The sequence below is a fragment of the Sporofaciens sp. St.21A7 genome, assembly GCF_059728535.1.
This window is the reverse complement of sequence record NZ_BAAGFN010000001.1, coordinates 1930852-1951070: the sequence shown is the minus strand read 5'-3', so window position 1 is coordinate 1951070 and position 20219 is coordinate 1930852. Positions and strand designations below refer to the sequence as shown.

Annotated in this window: 21 protein-coding genes and 2 pseudogenes; 4 read left to right on the top strand and 19 right to left on the bottom strand. The window is 45.4% G+C overall.

The features are described from left to right. Window positions 1–153: 153 nt before the first annotated feature. From AC6I3O_RS09545 to AC6I3O_RS09470, 16 genes are all read right to left on the bottom strand, one after another. Window positions 154–807: a DUF2971 domain-containing protein gene (locus AC6I3O_RS09545; RefSeq protein ID WP_497850693.1), complete on the bottom strand. Its 654-nt coding sequence runs from the start codon at window positions 805–807 to the stop codon at window positions 154–156. 40 nt (window positions 808–847) lie between these two features. Beyond that, on the bottom strand, window positions 848–1561 hold the full coding sequence (locus AC6I3O_RS09540) for a hypothetical protein (RefSeq protein ID WP_497850692.1): 714 nt from the start codon (window positions 1559–1561) through the stop codon (window positions 848–850). 372 nt (window positions 1562–1933) lie between these two features. After that, window positions 1934–3550: an IS66 family transposase gene (gene tnpC, locus AC6I3O_RS09535; protein WP_497850691.1), complete on the bottom strand. Its 1617-nt coding sequence runs from the start codon at window positions 3548–3550 to the stop codon at window positions 1934–1936. A 277-nt stretch (window positions 3551–3827) separates the two neighbouring features. Then, window positions 3828–4190: an IS66 family insertion sequence element accessory protein TnpB gene (gene tnpB / locus AC6I3O_RS09530; protein WP_497850690.1), complete on the bottom strand. Its 363-nt coding sequence runs from the start codon at window positions 4188–4190 to the stop codon at window positions 3828–3830. Next, complete coding sequence (locus AC6I3O_RS09525) at window positions 4180–4554, bottom strand: IS66 family insertion sequence element accessory protein TnpA (protein WP_497850689.1); 375 nt, start codon at window positions 4552–4554, stop codon at window positions 4180–4182. The genes tnpB and AC6I3O_RS09525 overlap by 11 nt, the downstream gene beginning before the upstream one ends. Window positions 4555–4665: 111 nt before the next feature. Then, window positions 4666–4989 (bottom strand): DUF6664 family protein, encoded by a 324-nt coding sequence (locus AC6I3O_RS09520; RefSeq protein ID WP_497850688.1) that lies wholly within the window; start codon window positions 4987–4989, stop codon window positions 4666–4668. Window positions 4990–5137: 148 nt separating this feature from the next. Then, a complete protein-coding gene (locus AC6I3O_RS09515) occupies window positions 5138–5323 on the bottom strand; it encodes a hypothetical protein (protein WP_497850687.1) in 186 nt (61 codons plus the stop codon). Window positions 5324–5340: 17 nt separating this feature from the next. After that, window positions 5341–5535: a DpnD/PcfM family protein gene (locus AC6I3O_RS09510; protein WP_497850686.1), complete on the bottom strand. Its 195-nt coding sequence runs from the start codon at window positions 5533–5535 to the stop codon at window positions 5341–5343. After that, the gene (locus AC6I3O_RS09505) at window positions 5532–6503 is read right to left on the bottom strand and encodes a DUF3991 domain-containing protein (protein ID WP_497850685.1); all 972 of its coding nucleotides are present in this window, start codon (window positions 6501–6503) and stop codon (window positions 5532–5534) included. Before AC6I3O_RS09505 ends, AC6I3O_RS09510 begins: the two co-directional genes overlap by 4 nt. Before the next feature lie 160 nt (window positions 6504–6663). Then, window positions 6664–7842 carry a zinc-ribbon domain-containing protein gene (locus tag AC6I3O_RS09500; protein WP_497850684.1) on the bottom strand — a complete coding sequence of 393 codons (1179 nt, stop codon included), beginning with the start codon at window positions 7840–7842 and terminating at the stop codon, window positions 6664–6666. A 174-nt stretch (window positions 7843–8016) separates the two neighbouring features. Beyond that, on the bottom strand, window positions 8017–8679 hold the full coding sequence (locus AC6I3O_RS09495; RefSeq protein WP_497850683.1) for a hypothetical protein: 663 nt from the start codon (window positions 8677–8679) through the stop codon (window positions 8017–8019). A gap of 204 nt (window positions 8680–8883) precedes the next feature. Continuing rightward, the gene (locus tag AC6I3O_RS09490) at window positions 8884–9216 is read right to left on the bottom strand and encodes a DUF6664 family protein (RefSeq protein ID WP_497850682.1); all 333 of its coding nucleotides are present in this window, start codon (window positions 9214–9216) and stop codon (window positions 8884–8886) included. Between the two features lie 124 nt (window positions 9217–9340). Next, the gene (locus tag AC6I3O_RS09485; RefSeq protein ID WP_497850681.1) at window positions 9341–10174 is read right to left on the bottom strand and encodes a hypothetical protein; all 834 of its coding nucleotides are present in this window, start codon (window positions 10172–10174) and stop codon (window positions 9341–9343) included. A gap of 83 nt (window positions 10175–10257) precedes the next feature. Beyond that, window positions 10258–11175, bottom strand: coding sequence for an IS3 family transposase (locus tag AC6I3O_RS09480; RefSeq protein WP_497850680.1), 918 nt, complete (start codon window positions 11173–11175; stop codon window positions 10258–10260). Beyond that, the gene (locus AC6I3O_RS09475; RefSeq protein ID WP_016220920.1) at window positions 11172–11459 is read right to left on the bottom strand and encodes a transposase; all 288 of its coding nucleotides are present in this window, start codon (window positions 11457–11459) and stop codon (window positions 11172–11174) included. The genes AC6I3O_RS09480 and AC6I3O_RS09475 overlap by 4 nt, the downstream gene beginning before the upstream one ends. Before the next feature lie 73 nt (window positions 11460–11532). Next, window positions 11533–12477, bottom strand: a complete 945-nt coding sequence (locus AC6I3O_RS09470) for a group II intron maturase-specific domain-containing protein (RefSeq protein WP_497850679.1) — start codon at window positions 12475–12477, stop codon at window positions 11533–11535. A gap of 273 nt (window positions 12478–12750) precedes the next feature. On the opposite strand from AC6I3O_RS09470, the gene AC6I3O_RS09465 reads away from it, so the two are divergent. From AC6I3O_RS09465 to AC6I3O_RS09450, 4 genes are all read left to right on the top strand, one after another. Further along, entirely contained in the window at window positions 12751–13344 is a 594-nt protein-coding gene (locus tag AC6I3O_RS09465; protein ID WP_304532924.1) for a DUF6431 domain-containing protein, read from the top strand. A gap of 90 nt (window positions 13345–13434) precedes the next feature. Beyond that, window positions 13435–14703 (top strand): DDE-type integrase/transposase/recombinase, encoded by a 1269-nt coding sequence (locus AC6I3O_RS09460; protein ID WP_497850678.1) that lies wholly within the window; start codon window positions 13435–13437, stop codon window positions 14701–14703. Next, window positions 14703–15509: an ExeA family protein gene (locus AC6I3O_RS09455; protein ID WP_497850223.1), complete on the top strand. Its 807-nt coding sequence runs from the start codon at window positions 14703–14705 to the stop codon at window positions 15507–15509. The genes AC6I3O_RS09460 and AC6I3O_RS09455 overlap by 1 nt, the downstream gene beginning before the upstream one ends. A gap of 12 nt (window positions 15510–15521) precedes the next feature. After that, entirely contained in the window at window positions 15522–15845 is a 324-nt protein-coding gene (locus AC6I3O_RS09450) for a DUF6618 family protein (RefSeq protein WP_302134599.1), read from the top strand. Window positions 15846–16036: 191 nt separating this feature from the next. Here AC6I3O_RS09450 and AC6I3O_RS09445 read toward each other — a convergent pair. From AC6I3O_RS09445 to AC6I3O_RS09435, 3 genes and pseudogenes are all read right to left on the bottom strand, one after another. Next, window positions 16037–18601: pseudogene (locus AC6I3O_RS09445) on the bottom strand (SpaA isopeptide-forming pilin-related protein); the annotation flags it as partial. A 190-nt stretch (window positions 18602–18791) separates the two neighbouring features. After that, on the bottom strand, window positions 18792–19736 hold the full coding sequence (locus AC6I3O_RS09440; RefSeq protein WP_497850677.1) for a ParB/RepB/Spo0J family partition protein: 945 nt from the start codon (window positions 19734–19736) through the stop codon (window positions 18792–18794). Then, window positions 19690–20127 (bottom strand): annotated as a pseudogene (locus AC6I3O_RS09435) (ParA family protein); the annotation flags it as partial. The pseudogene AC6I3O_RS09435 and the gene AC6I3O_RS09440, both read right to left, overlap by 47 nt. Window positions 20128–20219 lie beyond the last annotated feature (92 nt).

Below are 20219 nucleotides of genomic sequence, written 5' to 3'. Positions count from 1 at the left end.
CTGATACGATATTTGGCATAAATCTCACTCCCTTCTCTGCCCATGACTGGATACTTCTATAGATTTTTTCACATATCCAGGCATAAAAATAACCGGGTGATTCCCATTCCTGAAAACCATCCGGCTATGTAATATTCATATTTCTATGGTGACTTACATTCTTAATCTTTTATTACCCAACTCCGTATCATCGAATAATTCATACGAACAAGTAACAAAATTCATTTGACGAATCTCTACACTTGGATTATATACATCCCTCCAATATTTAATCCAATGCAAAAGATTATTATCAAATCTTGCACCCAAAAAAATAATCTTAATCACATTAGAATCTATATTTAAAAATTTATCACCTTGGCTTATAAAACGCCACTCCTTCTCATATGACCACGATGTTTCTTTATGTGCAGCTAATTTAGTATAATTATATAAATCTGTATGCGATACTTTTATAGGACTATCAACATATCTCACCTTTTCCAAAGTAATTGAATCTGTATTTACCCAATCCGAAAAATCAAATGCAATACAAATTCCTGTATGGGATGCTGCATAGTGCGCCCACATTAAGGAGGAGCTCTGTGTCTCTGATAATGAAAAAATCCTTGTTACATTTTTCCTATTTCTTTCTTCAAGCATGTTTCCATACTCTTTCAGTGGATTATTGATTTGTATTTCTGCAATGGATTCATTGGGATCATTTAATGATTTTAGTTCTGGTAAATATAGTCTTTGATTAACAAATATGTCTTGTGTATTTATAAATCCGTCTCCAGATATATCCCTATACTTATATAAAAGCATTCTCTTACCTCTCTCTTTTTATTAAATATTTGAAACATTTTTATTGTTCAACTGGATATGTATGCACTTTTGGTTCAATACTTTGATGAGTACCATTAATATGCACAACAATACAATCCTTTTGAAAATAATGCGCTTTATGATCGGTATCCCAATAATCAATTTCAATATTGATTACAATTTCCACCATTTTTTGAGTATCAATAAGAAAATAAAAGTTTACGTTTTCCTCTTTTGCAATAACTATTTTTGCAGGGAAACCGTTAATAACAATGTTTACATCTATGGCACTGCCCAATCCAATATTTCTTATTATATATTGCAAATATACAAATCCAGCATCTGATTGCCTTACTCCAATTAAATGTTTATCTGACTCGGTAAAATTATAACGTATTTTTCTGACTGATTTTCCCTCAATCTCAACTATCCTATCATTTTCCTCAGTTTTTGCATTTTGGTTAAAATATTTATGGCGTGTATCTAAATATGGCTTAATAAATAACTTTCTTTGCTCTAATGCGGCATCTTTTTCTGCCTGTTTTTGATTTTCCAACTTTCTATTGTTATCTAGTATCGTAATAAATACTGCGGCTAAAGTAGCAATTCCACCTAAGTAACTACCCAAAAACCCCGCCCATACTTCGTTGGAAATATTGCTCGGAATATTATTTCCAAAAATAAATTTATCTATAAAAGCTGGAATTAAAATAATAAATATTGCTACTCCCGCACATATTAGCAACTTTTTCATAAACTATTTCAACCTCTCTTTCACAAAATTCCTAGCAGAAATAACATCTTTTCATCTTTTGGGGGTAAACAATTTAATAATACTTGTATTATTAATCTTAACTTATATGTCAGCATACCACACATCTCTATTTTTTTCTACTTAATACAAATTATCCTTACTTGCAAAACTACTTATTTTTCATCTTTTCAACATCTCAAAAAAATTATTTTAATTTCATTCTTGAAAACAAATATGCTATGCAATACTCAGATTTCCTCTAACATCCGCAACAGTTTAAAGGTAAACGGTAGATAACACGTACCTAGAATTCCGCCAAAAAATATGAGAGAATACTTCTAAAAGCAAACAGAGTATTCTCTCATAATTATTTCATTTTGTTTGTGTCTGTTTCCGACATCTTTCTGGAAGATTTGGCGACCAGGGGAGTAGGTCTTCACAGAAGCTTAGATCTGTGTCATCCATATGTTTGGGTATCTCTGTCAGTAGATATTCAAAATAGTCATATGGCTTTAGGCTGTTTGCTTTTGCTGTTTCTGCAATACTGTATATTATGGCACTGGATTTTGCACCGGCTATGGTGTCTATCATCACCCAGTTCTTCTTTCCTATGCAGAATCCCCGAATGGATTGCTCCGCAGCGTTATTATCCATCGGTACTTCGCCATCGTCCAGAAATACTTTCAGGTATTTCTCCTGGTTGATGGAATACTGGAATCCTTCCCAGGTCTTGCTTTTTTGCGGCACTTTTAAAAGATTTTCACGTACCCATGTGAAATAAGCCTCCACCAGAGGTCTCACGCTCAACTGGCGGCGGTCTTTTCGATCTTTTGCCGGGAGGTCTTTTAATTGCTTCTCTTCCCGGTAGATGGCCTGGATCATGGTCAGTGCCAGATATGCCCGGCTGTCTTTCTGCCTCGATTTGGGCAGCGCCTTTACAGCTTCGTCATACCTGCGCCGTGCATGTGACCAGCATCCGGCAACCCTCAGGTCCTCACGTTCTTTTTCCACTGTGTGGTAGACCTGGTATCCATCGGTAACACATATACCGTTGAAATCTTTCAGGAATTCCCGGGGATGGCTTGCATTCCGCGTTTTTTGGTATTCATACAGGACGATCTGCCTGCCGCTGTACATCTGGCTTGTGCGGTATACCCACATATAACTCTTGCTCCCTGCAGGGCGTCCGTCCTTGTTTACGGCCACAGGAGTCTCATCTGCCTGCAGTACATGATAATCATAAAGCTTTTTATGGAGGTAATCATAGAGTATTGCCAGATACCGCTCTGCACACTGAACCGTCCAGTACGCCATATCCTGTCTGGAGATCGCGATGCCATAACGTTCAAACTCTTTTTCCTGACGGTACAGGGGCAGCGCATTCACATATTTGGCATTCATCACCGCAGCTTCCAGGGATGGGGAAACAAGGCTCCCCTTCAAGAGATACCCGGGATGCCCTGCTTTGATGATCTTATCCTCGTTTTTCCCTGCATATACGGCCACATGGTGCTCTTCGACTTCTATTTTGGCCGGGGTAAAACGGTATCTGCGGTACACTTCATCGGGGAGCTGTTTCCATCCGGATTCGCCAAAGGTATCTGCAAGTTCTTCCGCTGTCATTGTATGCTCAACAACCACAACTGGAAGCCCTTCTAAATCCTGCTCCCGTTTTCCCTTTTTCTTCTGTATTTTTTTACGTGGAATCTCATCAGAACCAGTGCTCCCGGCACTTTCCCCGGCAACCGCTTCCGCCTCATTAAAGAATACAACCTTTCCATCTACCTCCATAAATGAGATCTGGTTCTCCACTTCATGCTTTTCAGAAGACCTGCCAAAACGCTGCCTTTTGGAATCCGCAAGCTGCTCCAAAACCAATTGAAGATTTTTATCTATATTTCTCAGTTGATTCTGTTGGGAGAGAAATAACTGGATGATCGTCTCCTTATCCATGTTTTCCAGTTTTTCTTCTGTGTACTCCGGTGCCATATGTTTCCCTCCCTCATTTTCTATATTTTCATTATATCAAACTTTGGAGGTTTTGGCGAATTCCGGTTTCTGCATTTCCCGTCAAAATGCCGATACGTAAGAACCCCTCAGAAGCGGATACGGAGACGGTATCTGAAGGGTTCCCTTAAAAGCCGTCTGGAGCAGTTCCAGTCCGGATGGCCGCCCTAAGGAGTATGCTGGAGCAAGCTTCCAGCAGCCATATATCCTTTCTTTACTGTCTGAAATAAGGCGTGTAAAATCTCTGTTTTGCACAATCTTACCCCATATATTCCGGCGGTCTTACTGCTTTTACGGATTTCTTGGGTGTGATCGTAAGGCCTTCCATTAACCAGCGGAACTGCTGCTGTGTCAATGACTTTACTTCTTCCGCGCTGCGCGGCCATTGGAACCTGCTTTCTGCCAGTCTTTTATATAGCAGGAGCCAGCCGTCACCTTCCCATACCAGTCCCTTGATACGGTCAGCACGTCTTCCGCAGAAAAGGTAAAGAGTGTCCGGTAAATATGGTTTATTACCCGTCTGGGTTTCAAGGATAGCCGCCAAACGGTCTATTCCTGATCGGAGATCTGTATATCCGCATACGATATAGACCGCCTGAAAGCAGGTCGCATCATTCAGCATTCCGGATCACCTCCAGGACTGCTGACAGAAGCTTCATGGAAGTGGTTTCAGCCACATGAATCGAACATCCTGCCAGTGAAATATCCAATCCTTGAAAAAGGACATCCGGAGCCGTCCGGGTCTGGCACAGGAATTGTGCATCTACTGGTACAATGTCCTGTAAGCCATTTTCTTTCGAAAGACCATTCAGATAAGCTTCCCTTACGCGGCGGAGCCGATAATAATAATTACCTTTTGTAATACCATTCTGGATACACCACTCTGTAATGCGCATTCCTTCCGGACGATTCTGGCAATCTTTGATCTGTGCAGCCCACTGTTGAAGACGATAGTGTTCAGCTATTGTTGTTGTTTTTGAATTCATAGACTTACCTCCATATACCGGTATCAAAAGTTAAGGCTTAACTTTTGATACTCATAATAGAAATATGTCTATTGTCACATATTTTGTGCCTTTAGTCGAGGTACTCGCTATCTACCGTTTACGTTTAAAGATATGGCTGCATCCCAAAAGGTACATTTGTATGCTTTCTGCCCTTGCTTTGTCATATTCTAATTCAAAAAATTTGGACAGTGCCTTTGTTTCCCCTGCAGTCAGCTCCATAGGTTCCTCCACACCCCCGTCATCCGTCAGCCTTGAAATAAAATCGTGTTTATCAAGTATCCTGTAACGCTCTTCTGTAATCTTGCTGTAAGATACGGAGCTTCTCAACGCCTCCTCGCACAATATGTCTATCTCCTCTATGATGTCGCTGAACCATTTGGGCAGGTTGTAGATGTCGATGTTCCTTATGTCCATAGCTATGGCTCCTTTCTGTTTTTCCAGAGAAATATAGCAGAAAGCCAACGGAGAATCCACCGTGTGATTTTTTATCTCGCACATTTGATTTATGCTTTTCTCCGTTATGTAGCACGGCATCGGTTCCCCGATACCGCAAAAACACGACTTACTTCTCTATATCTATCGCTCTCGCAAGGACGGAAACATCCGTCACGTCCCGGTTGGAAAAATCTAAGATATTGGTTTCGCTGTATATCTTTTCCACCATCTTTGCGGCGGTTTCCGCACTCTCCGCTGAGATTTTCACCCTCTTTTCCGAGATGGCAACCAGCGTCATTTCATACTGCCTCATGGCAAACGCCTCCTTTCCTACCGCCCTATTCCTTTGTCCCGGACGCACTCTTTCACCTTAAAATCAGCCCCCACAAAATGGTCTGCGTCCAAAATATACTGGCTTCTGTTCCAGTTTTCTTCTGCTATCTGTTCCGCTTCCGCAAGGCTCTCCGCCTCAATGGGTACAGTCATTTGCAGGGTTTCCGTTATTGTTACGTCATACGTTTTCATCTCTCATGGCTCCTTCCGTTATTCTTTTTTACCCGCTCCGTTATCCCGATTCCTAACCGGATACAGAGGAAATCATTGCAGTCCTTGCCCTTTGGCGGCGGCTTATCCCGTGTCCGGTACTGTTTCGGAAGCACGGTCTTGATCACCTCTGACGCCAGCCTGCCCGCCCGGTCATTGTCCAGGTGCAGCTCCACTTCTTCAACCTCCGGGTACTCTTTTAAAAACCGTGTGAGTGCTGCCGGAACCTTGCTGCGCTCGATTTCCTTTGCTGGCTGGTACACGCCTGCAAGGGATAAAAGGTGTTCCGCCCTCCAGTCCTGACCGTCCATTTTTTGCAGGGTGGCATAGGATAGCAGGTCAATGGCGGATTCAAACAGGTGGACTTTTATGCTGTTTCCCTCTGCCGGGATAGAAAAGGAATAGTTTTTGTCGCTCCCGTTTGCATCCCCGATAAAGTCCGTCCCGATTCCACGCAGGGCGGCATACCGGGGTTTTCCTCCCTTGTCCATGCCCACAAATACAGCATTGTGGTAGTTCTCGCTCTCAAAAACCATTCCCTTTTGCAGACAGAATCCAATGATGTCCGTGTCAATCCCACGCCTGTTCAGATAGGAAACAACCTGCGTCTGGTAGCGGTTGGGTTTGGGTAAGAGCAGTTTCTTTTCTGTTGTCTTTTCGGCTGGTAGGGAAACAGGCGGCGCAATCGTCGCCTGCCCTGCAATCGTCTGTACCGCCTCCATAAAGGTATAGTCCCTGACTTTTATCAGGTAATCAACCGCTGACCTGCCCCCGATCCCACGGCTCCACCACATCCATTTCCCGTTGGAAATTTTCAGGCTGTCATGGCTTTTCGTGGTGTAGGTGTTGCCCGAAAAATGCACAAGCTCATAAGGCTCATAGTTTTTCAAGTACGTCAATAAGTCCATCCGCTTCGCTTCCTGCACGACTTCTGGTGCGATATATGGCATAAATTTCAGCTCCTTTCCTGCCCATGATTGGATATTTGCTGTCTGTTTTTGAATATCCGGGCATAAAAATAGCTGATTGATTCTCGTTTTGAAAATCAATCAGCTATGTAACACATAAACTATTTTCATCCAATTACAAACAGAAATTTAAAATAGCATATTAGTTTATTACTCCTCTTTCTTGAAGAAATCTCTCAACCTTCTCATATTTTTTGTTTTTATACGGAATCTCATATAAAAGTATACCTTTTTCTTTCGCATACTTACGTTTCAAATCATCATTTTTCTGTTGCAATAAAAATTGTAAATCACCGCCGAACTCTTCAACTGGCTCATAGTGCTGCTCTCCTTGGCATTCGATTAAGCATTGGAGCTTACCATCCTCGTCATAAATTCCAAAATCATAGCGAAGAAGATTAACCTGTCTAACCCCGTACAAATCTGGGAAAGAAACCTCTACTCGATACGGAACCCTGTTCTCTTTCAACAGCTTTGTAACAATCCACTGAAATGAAGATATCGGATGGCAGTTACAATAAGCATCACTCCAATAACCATTGTATGCTGTATAACCATACTCGGTTGGGGGATTTATTGAGAACTTAGATGATTTTATCTGCTGCTCCTTGCCGCACAGATAGCAACGACACCGATATAATTTATAGACATAATAGGTGCCACCACCTTTTTTCCTTGCATCAGAAATAGAGTGAATTTCTTCATAATGATTATTGACACATTCCAATACTTCCAACGATTCATGAATGGTTCCGGTATAATCAATACTATAACCTGGAGCAAGAACTCGTTTATAAGTTTCTTTCTTTTTTTCCTCTTGTGTTGTTTTTAATCCACACTGATTTTTCTTATCATATTCTTCATATAGCCATCGGTCTTTTCTGCTTCTGCGGATTGTTTCCGTACAATAACGATGCTTCTTCTCCAAAAACGCAAATTCAGACTTACTTACTTCTTTTCCGCAATCACATATACATTTGTATGATGGGCCATATATTTTTCCGAACTGATCGCTTTCATCTACCGGAGTAACACCAATTACTGTTAGACATCCGTACTTTGTGCCAATCGGGATAAACATTTCATCCGGATTGCAAATCGGACATTCTAATCCAAAAGTAGTTCTTTTCTGAATCGGCGCCTGCCATTCATGTCCATTCTTACATTTCCACCAAACATTAAGTGCCGTACTAAATTCCATCGTAGATGGAGACATAGGAAATCGGGCGGTAGAGTTTTTCTCCTCATTCCACTCCCTCAATAGATCTTCTCTATTATTTTCTTTGCACCACTGCTCTAGACTTATTTTTCTTTTGGCCATAGCTGCCTCCGATATTTGTTACAAAAATTATTGATAAATAATAATTTGAGATTTTAACACTTCCCCTATTACTTCAAATACTATAATTTATCTATACTACTAATAACAGAATTTTTTTACATGTTTTTACTTCTATAAGCAATTCACAACTATCAAATGCAATCGGCTTTCTTATTACATTTCAGCATCCAAATCAGCAAAATGTATTAACTTCAATATAATTAAAGCAAAGTTATAAGATAACCAACTTATATCCAAGCGATTGCCTGCAAAATATGTGTTTGCTTTATATTCTGGAAATCTAAAATACTCAACATTCCCACCTTCAATATATTTACAAAACATTTTGCAAAATAAATCCACGTCAGCCATGTAGCTATCGCTAATATTATATTTTGAATATAATGAATTAGATAATTCTTCTAAATCATGTGTTTTAGCAACTTGCCCGCTTTTTATGAGTAATAAATATTTGAAACCAATTTCAATTGCGTGTCTGCCAACGTAAATGGTAACTACTGAACTTGGTAATGAATCTATGAGTTTATCAAATGCATTTATATATTCCATCCAATAATTTTTCCATAATAATATTCTATCGTCCTTTTTAAAATTCTTTCCTGTTCCGTCAAAGGAACATAAACAACCAATAACGTCTTCAATCTTCTCCTCGGATGATAAACTATTCTTTCTCGAATTTTTAGCCACATTCCTACTATCAGTTCCATTAAATATCGGTGATTTATCGTAATTTACATGAGCTACTGAGAAAGCACCATCCAATTGCAGAACCTCTTTATAGGTTAACTCATTTCCTAATGCTTTAAAAATATTCATAATAATACCTCTTGATTCAAAGTTTTATGATAATAAGAATTGAAATATTTTCTTTGTTAATCTATTTTTTGCTACTCCATTCTTTCCTCATTAAAACCTATTACAAGTTATTATATCATATTTTTTATCATAGCAAAAGCCGGCTGACCTTCACTATTGAAATAAACCCGCCATATAAAATGGTACGCTGCCTAAAAATAATCACTAAACTGCCCCTATTTTCTTCAAATAAGCATACCCGTCTGTATGCCCCCGGAAATAAATCTGCTTTCTCTCAATGTTATCTTTTTTCAAACTGAGCCTGAAATATTCCACCAATATCCCATGTTCCTCCGCTGTCAAAGATATATTTCCCTCGCCCTCTGTCACATTTAGTATGAATGGATAATCCCTCTCCATATCCCCGATCTGCCTGCAAAGCGCCAGATAGCTGTCATCCTGCTTCCGCAAATCCACGATTATATCGTTGTCTATCTCCATAAATCCATGTTCCATACGCTTGACTAAATCATTATATTCCTCTGTTGCTGCGTTCATTTTTATCACCCTTTCGTTTTTATTATAATATACCCATTTTTCACCGCAACAACAAATATGCGAACCTCTATTAGTTTTTCCCGTCCGCTATGTAAACGGTACTGGTTTCCCAATACCGCTTTTTTTACCGTTCCCGGTCTTTACTGCCTTTCTCCGGCTCCGTTTCTTCCTCCTCCGGCTCAACATCCAGCACGATATTTTCTTTCTTATCCATATCAAGCAGGGCATTTAACTCCCCCAGCCGGGCGGTCTTTTCCGCTAACTCCTGCTCCTTTGGAAACTCTTTGACTGTCTCTATTTTTGCATTTTCAAGCTGCGCTTTTAAAGTTTCCAGATGTTCCTCACACCGGGAGAGGTTATCGCCAAACTTCTCTATCTCATTATCCAGACGGGTAATGTTCCCGTGGATGTCCGTCCCCAGCGTCACATGGTACGCCCGTTTCCCTTTCAGGGTGATGACAAAATCCTTGCTGAAGGTGCTGTAAGAAAGCTCCATCGCAAGCCCACGGTAAGCTCCCAGAGGAACCGGATCAGGGGAACTCATGGCTTTGCAGGCTGCAATAATCGCCTGCCCCGCCTCCTTTTTCTCCCCATAGGTCACGCCGTTTATCTGCATAGGCGGGAAGGTATCCCGGTCTGGCGGCGTGTGCGCCTTCACCTGCTCAATGTCCTGCTGGTACTCCACAATCCACTGGCTCTGCCTTTTTATCTCCATCGGATAGTATTTCGTCACCTTATCCTCCATCTCGTAACGCTGGCTTAGGAAGCTCTGCTTTAAGAGTTGCAGCTTCGACACCTGGATGTCTAAGTCCATCTTTTCCTTAATATATGGGTTCCCGGTGGCAAGGGCTTTGATTTCCGCATAGGATAAAGCCACCTCGTCAATGTCCTCGATGGTGCGTGCCGGGCTTTTGGACGTCATGATCTGGCTGATAAACTTCTGCTTGTTCTCAATCATCTGGTCGGGTAGGTCAGCGGTATGGTACTATGTCAAGAAAAAGTACAAGTTAAAAGTGAACTTTTCTTACAACCTTCCATTTTTTATCCAGCCAATCTTTCCATCTTATTCAATTTCTGTTCATACACATTCTCGTATTCATTTGGTGATAGATATCCACAATGACTGTGGATTCTTACCGTATTATAAAATGTCTCTATGTATTCAAATACCAATTTATAGGCATGTTCATAATTTTTTATTTTAAATCGATTCAGCCATTCTCTTTTGATCAATGCATGAAAGGATTCAATACAGGCATTATCCCATGGATACGCTTTTTTCGAATAACTTCTCTTCATTCCAATGGTTGCCTCTACATACTCCCTGCACACATACTGGATCCCCCGGTCTGTATGCAGAATTAAGGGTTTCTCCACATTCCTCCTTCTTTTTGCCTTTTCTACCGCTTTTACGACATGTTTTGCTTCTAATGTATTACTTAATACCCATGAGATGATCTTTCTCGAGTACAGATCCATAATACTCGTTAAGTATACAAAGCCCTCGTAAGTCCAGATATAAGTGATATCCGAACACCAGACTGCATCCGGTTCTTCCGGATTAAATTTTTCTTTCAGAATATTTCTCAGCCTACTGCTTAGATCCGGTTCGATTGTTGTAACGGTATAAGGTTTCACGTACTGTGCTTTGATCCCCAATTCCCTCATATAATTCCCCACTGTTTTGTCTGCTATTTTTTCTCCTTCCCTGCGCAGACATTCTGCTATTTTGGGGGCTCCATAATTCTGATGGGATTCCTGATAAATCTCAACGATCCTCTCTTTTATCTGCTCCTTTCTCTTCTCCCGGGTGGAAGGGAGGCGGTTTTTCCATGCAAGGTATCCGCTTCTTGAAACACCTAAGATCCTCAGCACACCAGAGACATTCGGCCAGCGTTTCCCCTCTTCCAGAAGCTGCTCTTCATACCGGGCAGTCTCCAGGAAGAGAGCCTCTGTCATTTTCCCAGTATGCCGATTGCTTTTTTTAAGATATCTAAAGCATCTTGTGTATCACGTAGCTCTTTACGCAGGCGTGCAAGTTCCTTTGCATCATCACTCTCAAAATTCCCCCTTCCTCTGGTTGGGACTGTCCCCTCATTTGCATCATATATCTTTCTCCAGTTAGAAAGAGCTGTCTTACTAATCCCCAGATTCTTTGCACACTTAGCAATCCCAAGCTCTGGATGTTCCTTCCAATACCTTACTGCATCATTCTTAAATTCTTCTGTATATTGTGTAGCCATGTTCATTCCTCCATCTGTTCTATTATACTTTCCTGTTGGGAATTTTCCATGTCTAACTTGTACTAATTATATTCTAACACCAACCTTTTTCTACCGTTATCGCTTCCTTGCAGTATGGGCAGATTCCGCCCTGCGTTTTGTACAAAGCGTTCAGTTTCTTCCTGCCGCCTATCTCACGGAACATTCTTTCGGTATCCCTGTCCTCAAAATATTCTGCGTAACTGGCGTCGAATGGCGTCGCTTCTGACTTTGTTTTCAGCCACCTTACGATTTTTGTGTCAGTGGCATAAATCAGGTTGAGTTCAAACGAATCGCTCGTTTTCACGCTGAATGTCCAGATTCTTGTCCCGACCTGTCTGAAATATCTTTTCGCTATCCATTTGTGACTCTTTCGGGGATGTCTTCGTTTACACCACCGCCATAAGCATCTCCATACGTCAAAATCGAATCTCTCAAACGCATCCGTGGATACATTGTATTTGTGGAAATTTACCCACCCTCGGATAACTGGGTTCAGTTTTCGGATTAAATCCTCCTGTTTCATGGATGGGTTCTGCTTTATGATTCCCCTTACTTTACTGATTATGGCTTTATAGTTCTTTTTGGATGGTTTGGTCAGAAGCTTGTCTTTGTACCACCGTATATTTGTCCCAAGAAAATCAAACCCGTCTTCGATATGGGTTATGACTGTCTTTTCCTCTGACAGTTCCAGCCCTCTTTCTGACAGGAAATCCCGTATGATTGGGAGCACTCCGTTTTCCAAAAGTTCCCTGCTCTCGCCAGTGACGATGAAGTCATCCGCATAACGGATAAAATTGACTTTTGGGAAATATGATTTTCCATTGCTTTTCGTTTTGTGGTATTTCTCTTTTATCTTGGCTTCCAGTCCATCCAGCACCATGTTACAGATAGTCGGTGAAATCGCTGAACCCTGCGGGCTTCCCAAATCTGTCGGGAATAGCTTCCCTGTTTCGATATAGCCGCTTTTTAACCATTTCCGCAGGATATCCTTATCCATTGGTGTAGCCCAGCAAATTAAAGTTCCTATCTCCCGCACAAAAACGTCAAATTATAATCTCAGTTTTTAAACACTGTCTATAAAAGTGTGCTACAGGAGGCGGCACGTTTTCCTCTTGACCATCCCATGTCATTCCGATATAGTTTTTATGGAACAAAAAAAAGAGAAAGAACAGCACCTTCCACAGTTCGTTCTTTCTCTCACATACCAGTGTGCCTGCCATATACGGGATCATGTCCCGCTCATGAGGCTCCAGCACCACCGACATATATTATGATAAGAGAAAATTCCCTGTTTTGCAAGCTGGTTCGTATAAAAAGTTCATCAAAGATCCTGTTCGATTCCTTTATGGCCGGATTCCGTTCGGAACTGCAGACCTGTCCCTGCTGTGGGGTAAAGGGATCCTGCCGCATCCATGCCTACTATGACCGCTCCCTGGTGGACTTTATAGGCGGCACCCAGGTCCGCCACAGCCTCTGCATCATGCGCCTTATCTGTACCTGTGGCCATACCCATGCCATCCTCCCGGACTTCATCATTCCCTACTCCGGCTACGGCCTGTTCTTCCTTCTACGTGTCCTGGCAGAGTATTTCCTGCGCCTTTCCACTGTGGAAAGGCTATGCGAACGCTTCGGCATCACCCTTTCCCAGCTGCGCCGGTGGCTGCAGCTCTTTCGGGTGCAGAAGGAAGTTTGGCTCGGCGTGCTTTCCTCCATGGAGGTTTCCGGCCTTTCCTTCCTGAAGTCCCTGCTCACGCAGCCGGCTTATTCGGATTTCGCCTCCGCCTTTGTCCGCCGTTTTACAAAGTCTTTCCTCCAGTCCCATAAAAACCCGACACTTTACTGCCAGCAGGTGTTCGGCCCCTGACCCTTTTTCCGTCGGCCACACGCCACGGGTATGGCTTCCCTCCCTTCTCTCCTGCATAATGGTGGAAAACCACCTAAGGAGGACATTTTTATGGACAACAATCCAAAAAAACTTTCGGACGCAGCCGCCATGGCACAGTTCCGCCTCGCTCTCATAGCGCCGGTCATCCATGGCCTTTATCCGGATGCGTCCAGGAACGCTTACTACCTGCGTATCACCGAAAAACCGCTCACCCTGCCTGACGGCTCGGTATTCCAGTACAGCCCAAAGACCCTCAGCAAATGGGTGTCCCTCTACCAGAACGGTGGCATCGACGCCCTCATGCCGCAGGAGCGTTCCGATAAGGGCTCCACCCGGGTGCTCCCGGACACGGCCATCGAGGAGATCTACCGCCTCAAGGAAGCCTTCCCACGGCTGAACTCCACCCAGATCCACCGGCACCTCGTTGAAGAAGCCTTCATCCCTGCCACAGTCAGCGTCTGCGCCGTCCAGCGCTTCGTGAAGAAACATGACCTGAAATCAGCACGCAACCCAGGCATGCGGGACAGGAAGGCGTTTGAAGAAGACGCCTTTGGGAAGATGTGGCAGGCAGATACCTGTTACCTGCCTTATATCACGGAGCACGGCCAGCGCAGGAGAGTCTACTGCATCATGATTATTGATGACCATTCCCGTTTTCTGGTGGGCGGCGGCCTCTTCTATAACGATAATGCCTATAACTTCCAGAAGGTGTTGAAGGACGCTGTGGCAGCCCATGGAATCCCGGCAAAGCTCTATGTCGATAATGGCTGCAGTTACTCGAATGAGCAGCTTTCCCTCATCTGCGGCTCCATCGGCACCGTACTTTTACACACAAAAATTCGTGATGGTGCTTCCAAAGCCAAAATAGAACGCCAGTTCAGAACGCTCAAGGAGACTTGGCTCTATACGCTGGATCTGGATTCCATCACCACGCTGGCACAGTTCAACAGGCTGCTTAAGGACTATATGCGCACCTACAACACATCTGTCCATTCCGGCATCGGCACAACGCCCATGGACCGCTACCAGCAGACACGCTCCTCCATCCGGAACCCTAAGTCCAGGGAGTGGCTGGAGGAATGTTTCCTGAACCGCATCACCAGGAAGGTGAACAAGGACTCTACCGTCTCCATCGACAAGGTGTCCTATGACGTTCCCATGCAGTTCATTTCTTCAAAAGTGGATATCCGCTTCCTGCCAGACGACATGTCCAGTGCCTTCATCCTTTATGAGGGGGAACATTATCCCATCCGGCCTACGGATAAAAACGAGAACTGCAGGACGAAACGCAATAACACGCCGTCCATCGATTATTCAAGGATCGGGGGTGAGAGCTGATGTTCCGTTCCTACTATGGGCTTTCCTTCAATCCCTTTGACAAACAGAACGCAAGAGAAAAGGACCGGTTCCTCTCAAAGGACATCTCGGAAATGACGTCCCGGCTGGACTACCTCAAGGACACAAGGGGAATCGGGCTGTTCACCGCACGCCCCGGCATGGGCAAGTCCTTCGCACTGCGCTGCTTCGCAAAGTGCCTCAACCCCAACCTCTACCATATGGAGTACATCTGCCTCTCCACGGTCAGCGTCATGGAGTTCTACCGCCAGCTCTGCTCTGTCCTGGGGGTAGAGCCAAGGGGCGGCAAGCCTGGGATGTTCCGCGCCGTACAGGAGCAGATACTCTACCTCTACAAGGACAAGAAGCAGCCCCTCCTCCTGGCAGTCGATGAGGCACAATACCTCTCCACCGGCATCCTGGAGGATATCAAGATGCTCATGAACTACGGGTATGACTCCCTGAACTGCTTCACGCTCATCCTCTGTGGGGAGCCCCACCTGAACAGCACCCTGAAAAAGCCCGTCCATGAGGCCCTGCGCCAGCGCATCACCGTACACTACAACTTTTCCGGTCTCTCAGACTCGGAAGTGGCGCAGTATATCCTCCACAAGATCGCCTGTGCCGGAGGCGCAGCCTCCATCATCGACCAGGCAGCGCTTTCTGCCGTCCACAGTCACTCCCAGGGGAGCCCCCGCCTGGTGGACAACCTGATGACCGACGCGCTGACTCTGGGGGCACAGATGGACAAGAAAGTGATCGATACGGATGTCATCCTGGCTTCTGTCAGCAGCCAGAATCTCGGATAGGAGGAATGGAACATGAATTATACCTGTATCCTGAAAAGCGGTTCCCGCAAGGAGACCTGGACGGGGCAGATCATCCTGCTGAGCACGGGGAACGGATGGTATGAAGCTGAGATCAATGGGCGGGGGACTTACTTCCACATCCTCGCCGGACGGCATAAATATGGGAACTACCTGTGCATCCCTAACCATGATGTAGGGTGCGAGCTCTCCGATTTCTCCGATATCTTTTGGAATGAAGAAAGGATCGGCTCCCTGATGCGGAAGGTGGATGCGGTGACTGTCGCCACCGGCCTGGTTCATCTTCCTGTTCTGGCCGACAGGCAGGGGAAAAACTAAATTTTTCATATGGGCCATGTGTCTCATGAGGGATCCATGGCCTTTTGCATTTCAGGCGCAAAACAATACCGACAACAACGTGCAGCATTTTTGACAGGATTGTGCATTTGCAGACAGCACTGCGCAGTCAATAGGATAAATGTCGGAAAAATAATTCGCTGTTTGCGTTTCCATCAATTTGCCGTCCGACAGTCTGTCGTGATGATGTCCTCGGCTGCGGTAATCTCATAGACCGCACCCTCAAGGCTGTCCACTGCAAAAATCGGCTGGTACAGCCCCTTGTTTCCCGATACCCTGCTGAATACCTCGCCAGATTTTCCTACCGTGATTCTCCCTTTCTGTGCCATGTTGGAGCGTTCCACCTTTATAATAGTGATGCCGCTTTCCTCCTCGGAGTTTTCCTGCTCCACGTCAAAATAGACTGGCTCGGAGTCGAGGACATAGCCGTATGGGGCTTGCACTTCAACGAGGGAATATCCCTTGCCGTATTCTAAGGTCTGCGGCGTGATAAGCCCGCCGTCCGCCGTGGTGTAGAACGTGTCAATCTCCGTCACTTCTGGATAAGTGAATTTCATTGTTACAAGCTCGCCGTTCGGGTCGTAAATCTGGAAGCCTGCACCCGCATAGGGGATGACCTTGCCCGTTTCCACGTCTTTCTTAACGATTTTGATATAGCTCTCAAAGTTGGCGTTGTTAATAAGGTAACGGTAAGTCTGGCTGTCCTTGCAGATAAACACGTCAAAATCTTTCATCAGTTCCCGACCGTCCCATCCAGAGGTCTGGTGAACCGTATAGATGCCATACGGCATATCCTTTGTCTGGGCAAAGCCGTTCTCATCACATATCAATGTGTCACGCTCGGTTTCCTCCGCCGCATCGAAGCCGCCTGCGGATTTCAAATATACTTCAAAGACAGCCCCCTCCTCTGGCGTTTCAATCTGGGTTTCGCCGTTGTCGGTGTGCTTGATGATGGCGATATTGCCCTTGATGACCTGCTCGTTTACGTCGTTCTTGGCAGAGTTATATTCCACGGTGTAAAGCTCTGGCTCTGCGCCTACATGGTGTACGGTCGTGTCCAGAAGATAGCCCTCGGACGGGGCAATCTCACGGACGCTCCAATCGTTTCCGCAGATATAATATTTTGTTGTAAACTGCCCGTTTTCGTCGGTGGTGTAGGTGTCCACAAGCTCCTCGCCCTTATAGATGCCGTAAACCGCACCTGCAAGGGTGGCGTCGCCCTGCGGCTTCTTCCCCGTTTCCACGTCGGTCTTTAATACCGTGACATTGAATTTCTTTAAGATGTTGGTAAAGCTGCGTTTCGTGACCTTTTTCCACTCAATCGGGGCGGTCTGGGATGCAGGTACGACATAACGGATTGCCGTGTCCACTTCCTCAAGGGTGTACGGCGTGCTGCCGCTGATAAGCACATTTTCAAACTTTGCCAGTCCGTTCTTATCGGTCACGGCATATTCATCAACCGCCAATCCGCTTAAAGAAGTGCCGTAAAGGTGGAACTTCACGCCCTCCACAAGATTGTCCTCGGATGTTTTCACGACTTCCAGACTGCCACGCTTCAAGGTGTTGCTGAACGTGACCGTCGATGTTTTCCCGCCGATGATTGTCACGGTCTGGGTTTTCTGCGGCTCATAGCGGTCAATGGACTGCTCCGTGACGGTGTAAGTGCCAGGGAATAAGCCCTCCACCGTGATATTCCCATCTTTGTCGGTTTTCACAGTCTTGTTGAAACCATCGCCTTTGATGGTAAAGGAAATCCCACCGACAACGCCGTCCTCGGATGTTTTCTTTAATGCGACTGTCCCTGTCGGCGTTTCCACGTTGATATACGCCGTCATGGTGTCCACGTTTTCCACGCCCGTGATAACGTCCTGCAGGTTCGGGTCGGCGTAGGCAATCATCTTCGCCCCGCTGCTGACCGTCGGCGTGTTGTTCCTTGTAGCCGTAATCCTCGCCTTGCCGTCAATCGCCTTTTTTGACGTGATGGTGAGCTTGTTGCCAGATTTGGACACTTTTACATTGCTGTCGGAGCTGGTAAAGGAATACTCGGAGAGGGAATTGTTTTTATCCGTCAATGTCAGACTGTACTTCCCGTCCTTATAGGCAAGCTCCTTTGTGATGTCTTTCTTGCCTGCCGACATGAAGCTCGGAATCGTGCTGTGCCTTGTCATAAATGACACAATCTGGTCGTAAGCCGCCCTCGCCCCGCTGTTGGCATAATTCGAGCCAAAGTGCAGGCTGTAAACGGTCGTGCTTGTCTGGCTGTACGGACTTGCAGAGCTGCGGCATCCCGTAACAAACTCCCACACAAGGGTCTGGGTGGCAAGCCATTTCTCGTCATCGCTCCCAGATAAATTTCCGCTGTTGCCCTGATAGCCGTAGAGCAGGGCAAGCCCCACCGCCTTTTTCTGGTCTGCGGAGAGGGCGTTCCATGTGTTGGAAGATGCCTTTGCCAGCGTGTTGCCTGTTTTTAAGGGTACGCCCGGCTGAAGGCAGAACGCCGTTTCCCCGTCCACATACATACGGTACTTGTATTCGCCCGTGCCGCCTGCGGTATGACCGCCGATATTGGCACTGGAATTATATCTGATTGCGTTCCCTGCGCCGTCGTAGGTGTGGGTAAAGCTAATCGTGCCGATGTCGCCCGCCGCAAACGCTGTCGTGGCAGGGACGGCGGACAATGCCGTAACCGCAGCAAGGGCAAACGCCGCAGCCCTTTGAAATAATTTACATATCTTCATTCATTACCTCCTGTTCGTTCTCATGTTGATAGTTGACTTTCTGGCAGAAAAAAAGCCGCCCATGTGGACAGCTTTAATTGTTCTTTTCTCGGATAGTTACTGGCAGTATCTAGGGGGAGAGGTGTGGAGAGGGGGACATTTAAAAAAATTTGCTATCCCCCAAAGGGCGGACTTCTCCCCAAGTGTGCGGTTATCTTTCCTGCCCCCGCTGCCTTTGCAGATGGCGGTTGTAAAACTCCAACGCTTTTACGACAAAATCCGTTTCCTGCCCTCTGGGGATGGATTTCGGTATGAGCTTGGTTATCCGCTCGTCCTTAAAGGCGGGCTTCTCTTTCTGGTTCGGTTTTTCTTCCTGCATGATGCTCTGGATAACCCCGTCTGTGAGCTTTCCCTCCTGCATGAACTTTTTCATCTTGATAGCCTGTGCAAGAGAGGGCGTGGCATCATTGTAGCCCATCGCTTCTAAAAGCGTGTACTGCTGTTCCTCGGAAAGATAGGAGATTTCCACCGCAGGGCGGAAAGCAATCTGGCGTTCATCAACCATTTGCAGGATTTCGGGTACAAGCTCGGTCAAGCGGATAAAGCGATAAATTTGCGGTTGACTGTCACCACTTTTTTGACTTACTTGTTGTGCTGATGTTGTCCCCTTTAACTTATTATCCAGTGGAGAAGAAGTTAAATCACTCCTTTGCCCCTGTCTGTTCATAGCTTCAAGCCGCATCTTATACGCAAAGGCTTTTTCACTCGGCAAGATTGTAGTCCTTTGGAGATTACTCTCAACCATGACAATAACTGCTTCATCATGGGTCAGCTCCTTAACCTCACATTTCAGCGTTTCAAGCCCTGCAAGCTCACAAGCCTTTTTCCTCCTGTGACCGCTGATAAGCTCATACCGCCCGTCCTCTTTCTGGCGGACTGTGGCAGGGGTCATTACGCCGCTCCGCCTTACGCTGTCCACAAGCTGCTCCATGTCCTCGTCCATTAAGACCTTGAACGGATGGTCTGGAAACTCGTCAATCTCCGCAATCGGGATTTCCCTTATTTTGCTTAGATTCGCTTCCGCACGGCTCTCGTCCGTTTCAAAGAGGTCATCGTATGCGGTCAGCTCGATTTTGCTTTCTCTGCTTCTCGCCAAGCTCTGCCACCTCCTTTCCGAACTGCTCGTAAGCGGCGGCTACCTTGCCGCCTTTGTCGTAGGCAAAAATGCTCTTTCCCTCTGCGGTGGCTTCCACGGCACGGATGGAGTGGGGTATCTGTGCATCGAATACCTTGATTCTCTGCCCGTAGGCACTTTTTACCGTTGCCGTGATTTCCTTAGAGATGTTCGTGCGTGGCATTACCATCGTCATAAGGATGCCGTCAATCCGCAGGTGCGGGTTGATTTGCCGTTTGACCTTAGACACGGAGCGAAGCAACAGCTCTAAGCCTTTGGCGGAAAGATAATGGGGCTGTGTCGGGATAACCACGCTGTCAGCAGCCGCAAGCGCATTGATTGTCAGCATACCCAAGCTCGGCATACAATCTAATGCGGAGTAAATTATTATGCGGAGTAAACCGCTGAATTCATTCATTTCGCTGTGATTGTGTCGTATTATACTCTGCATAATAATTCTCCATT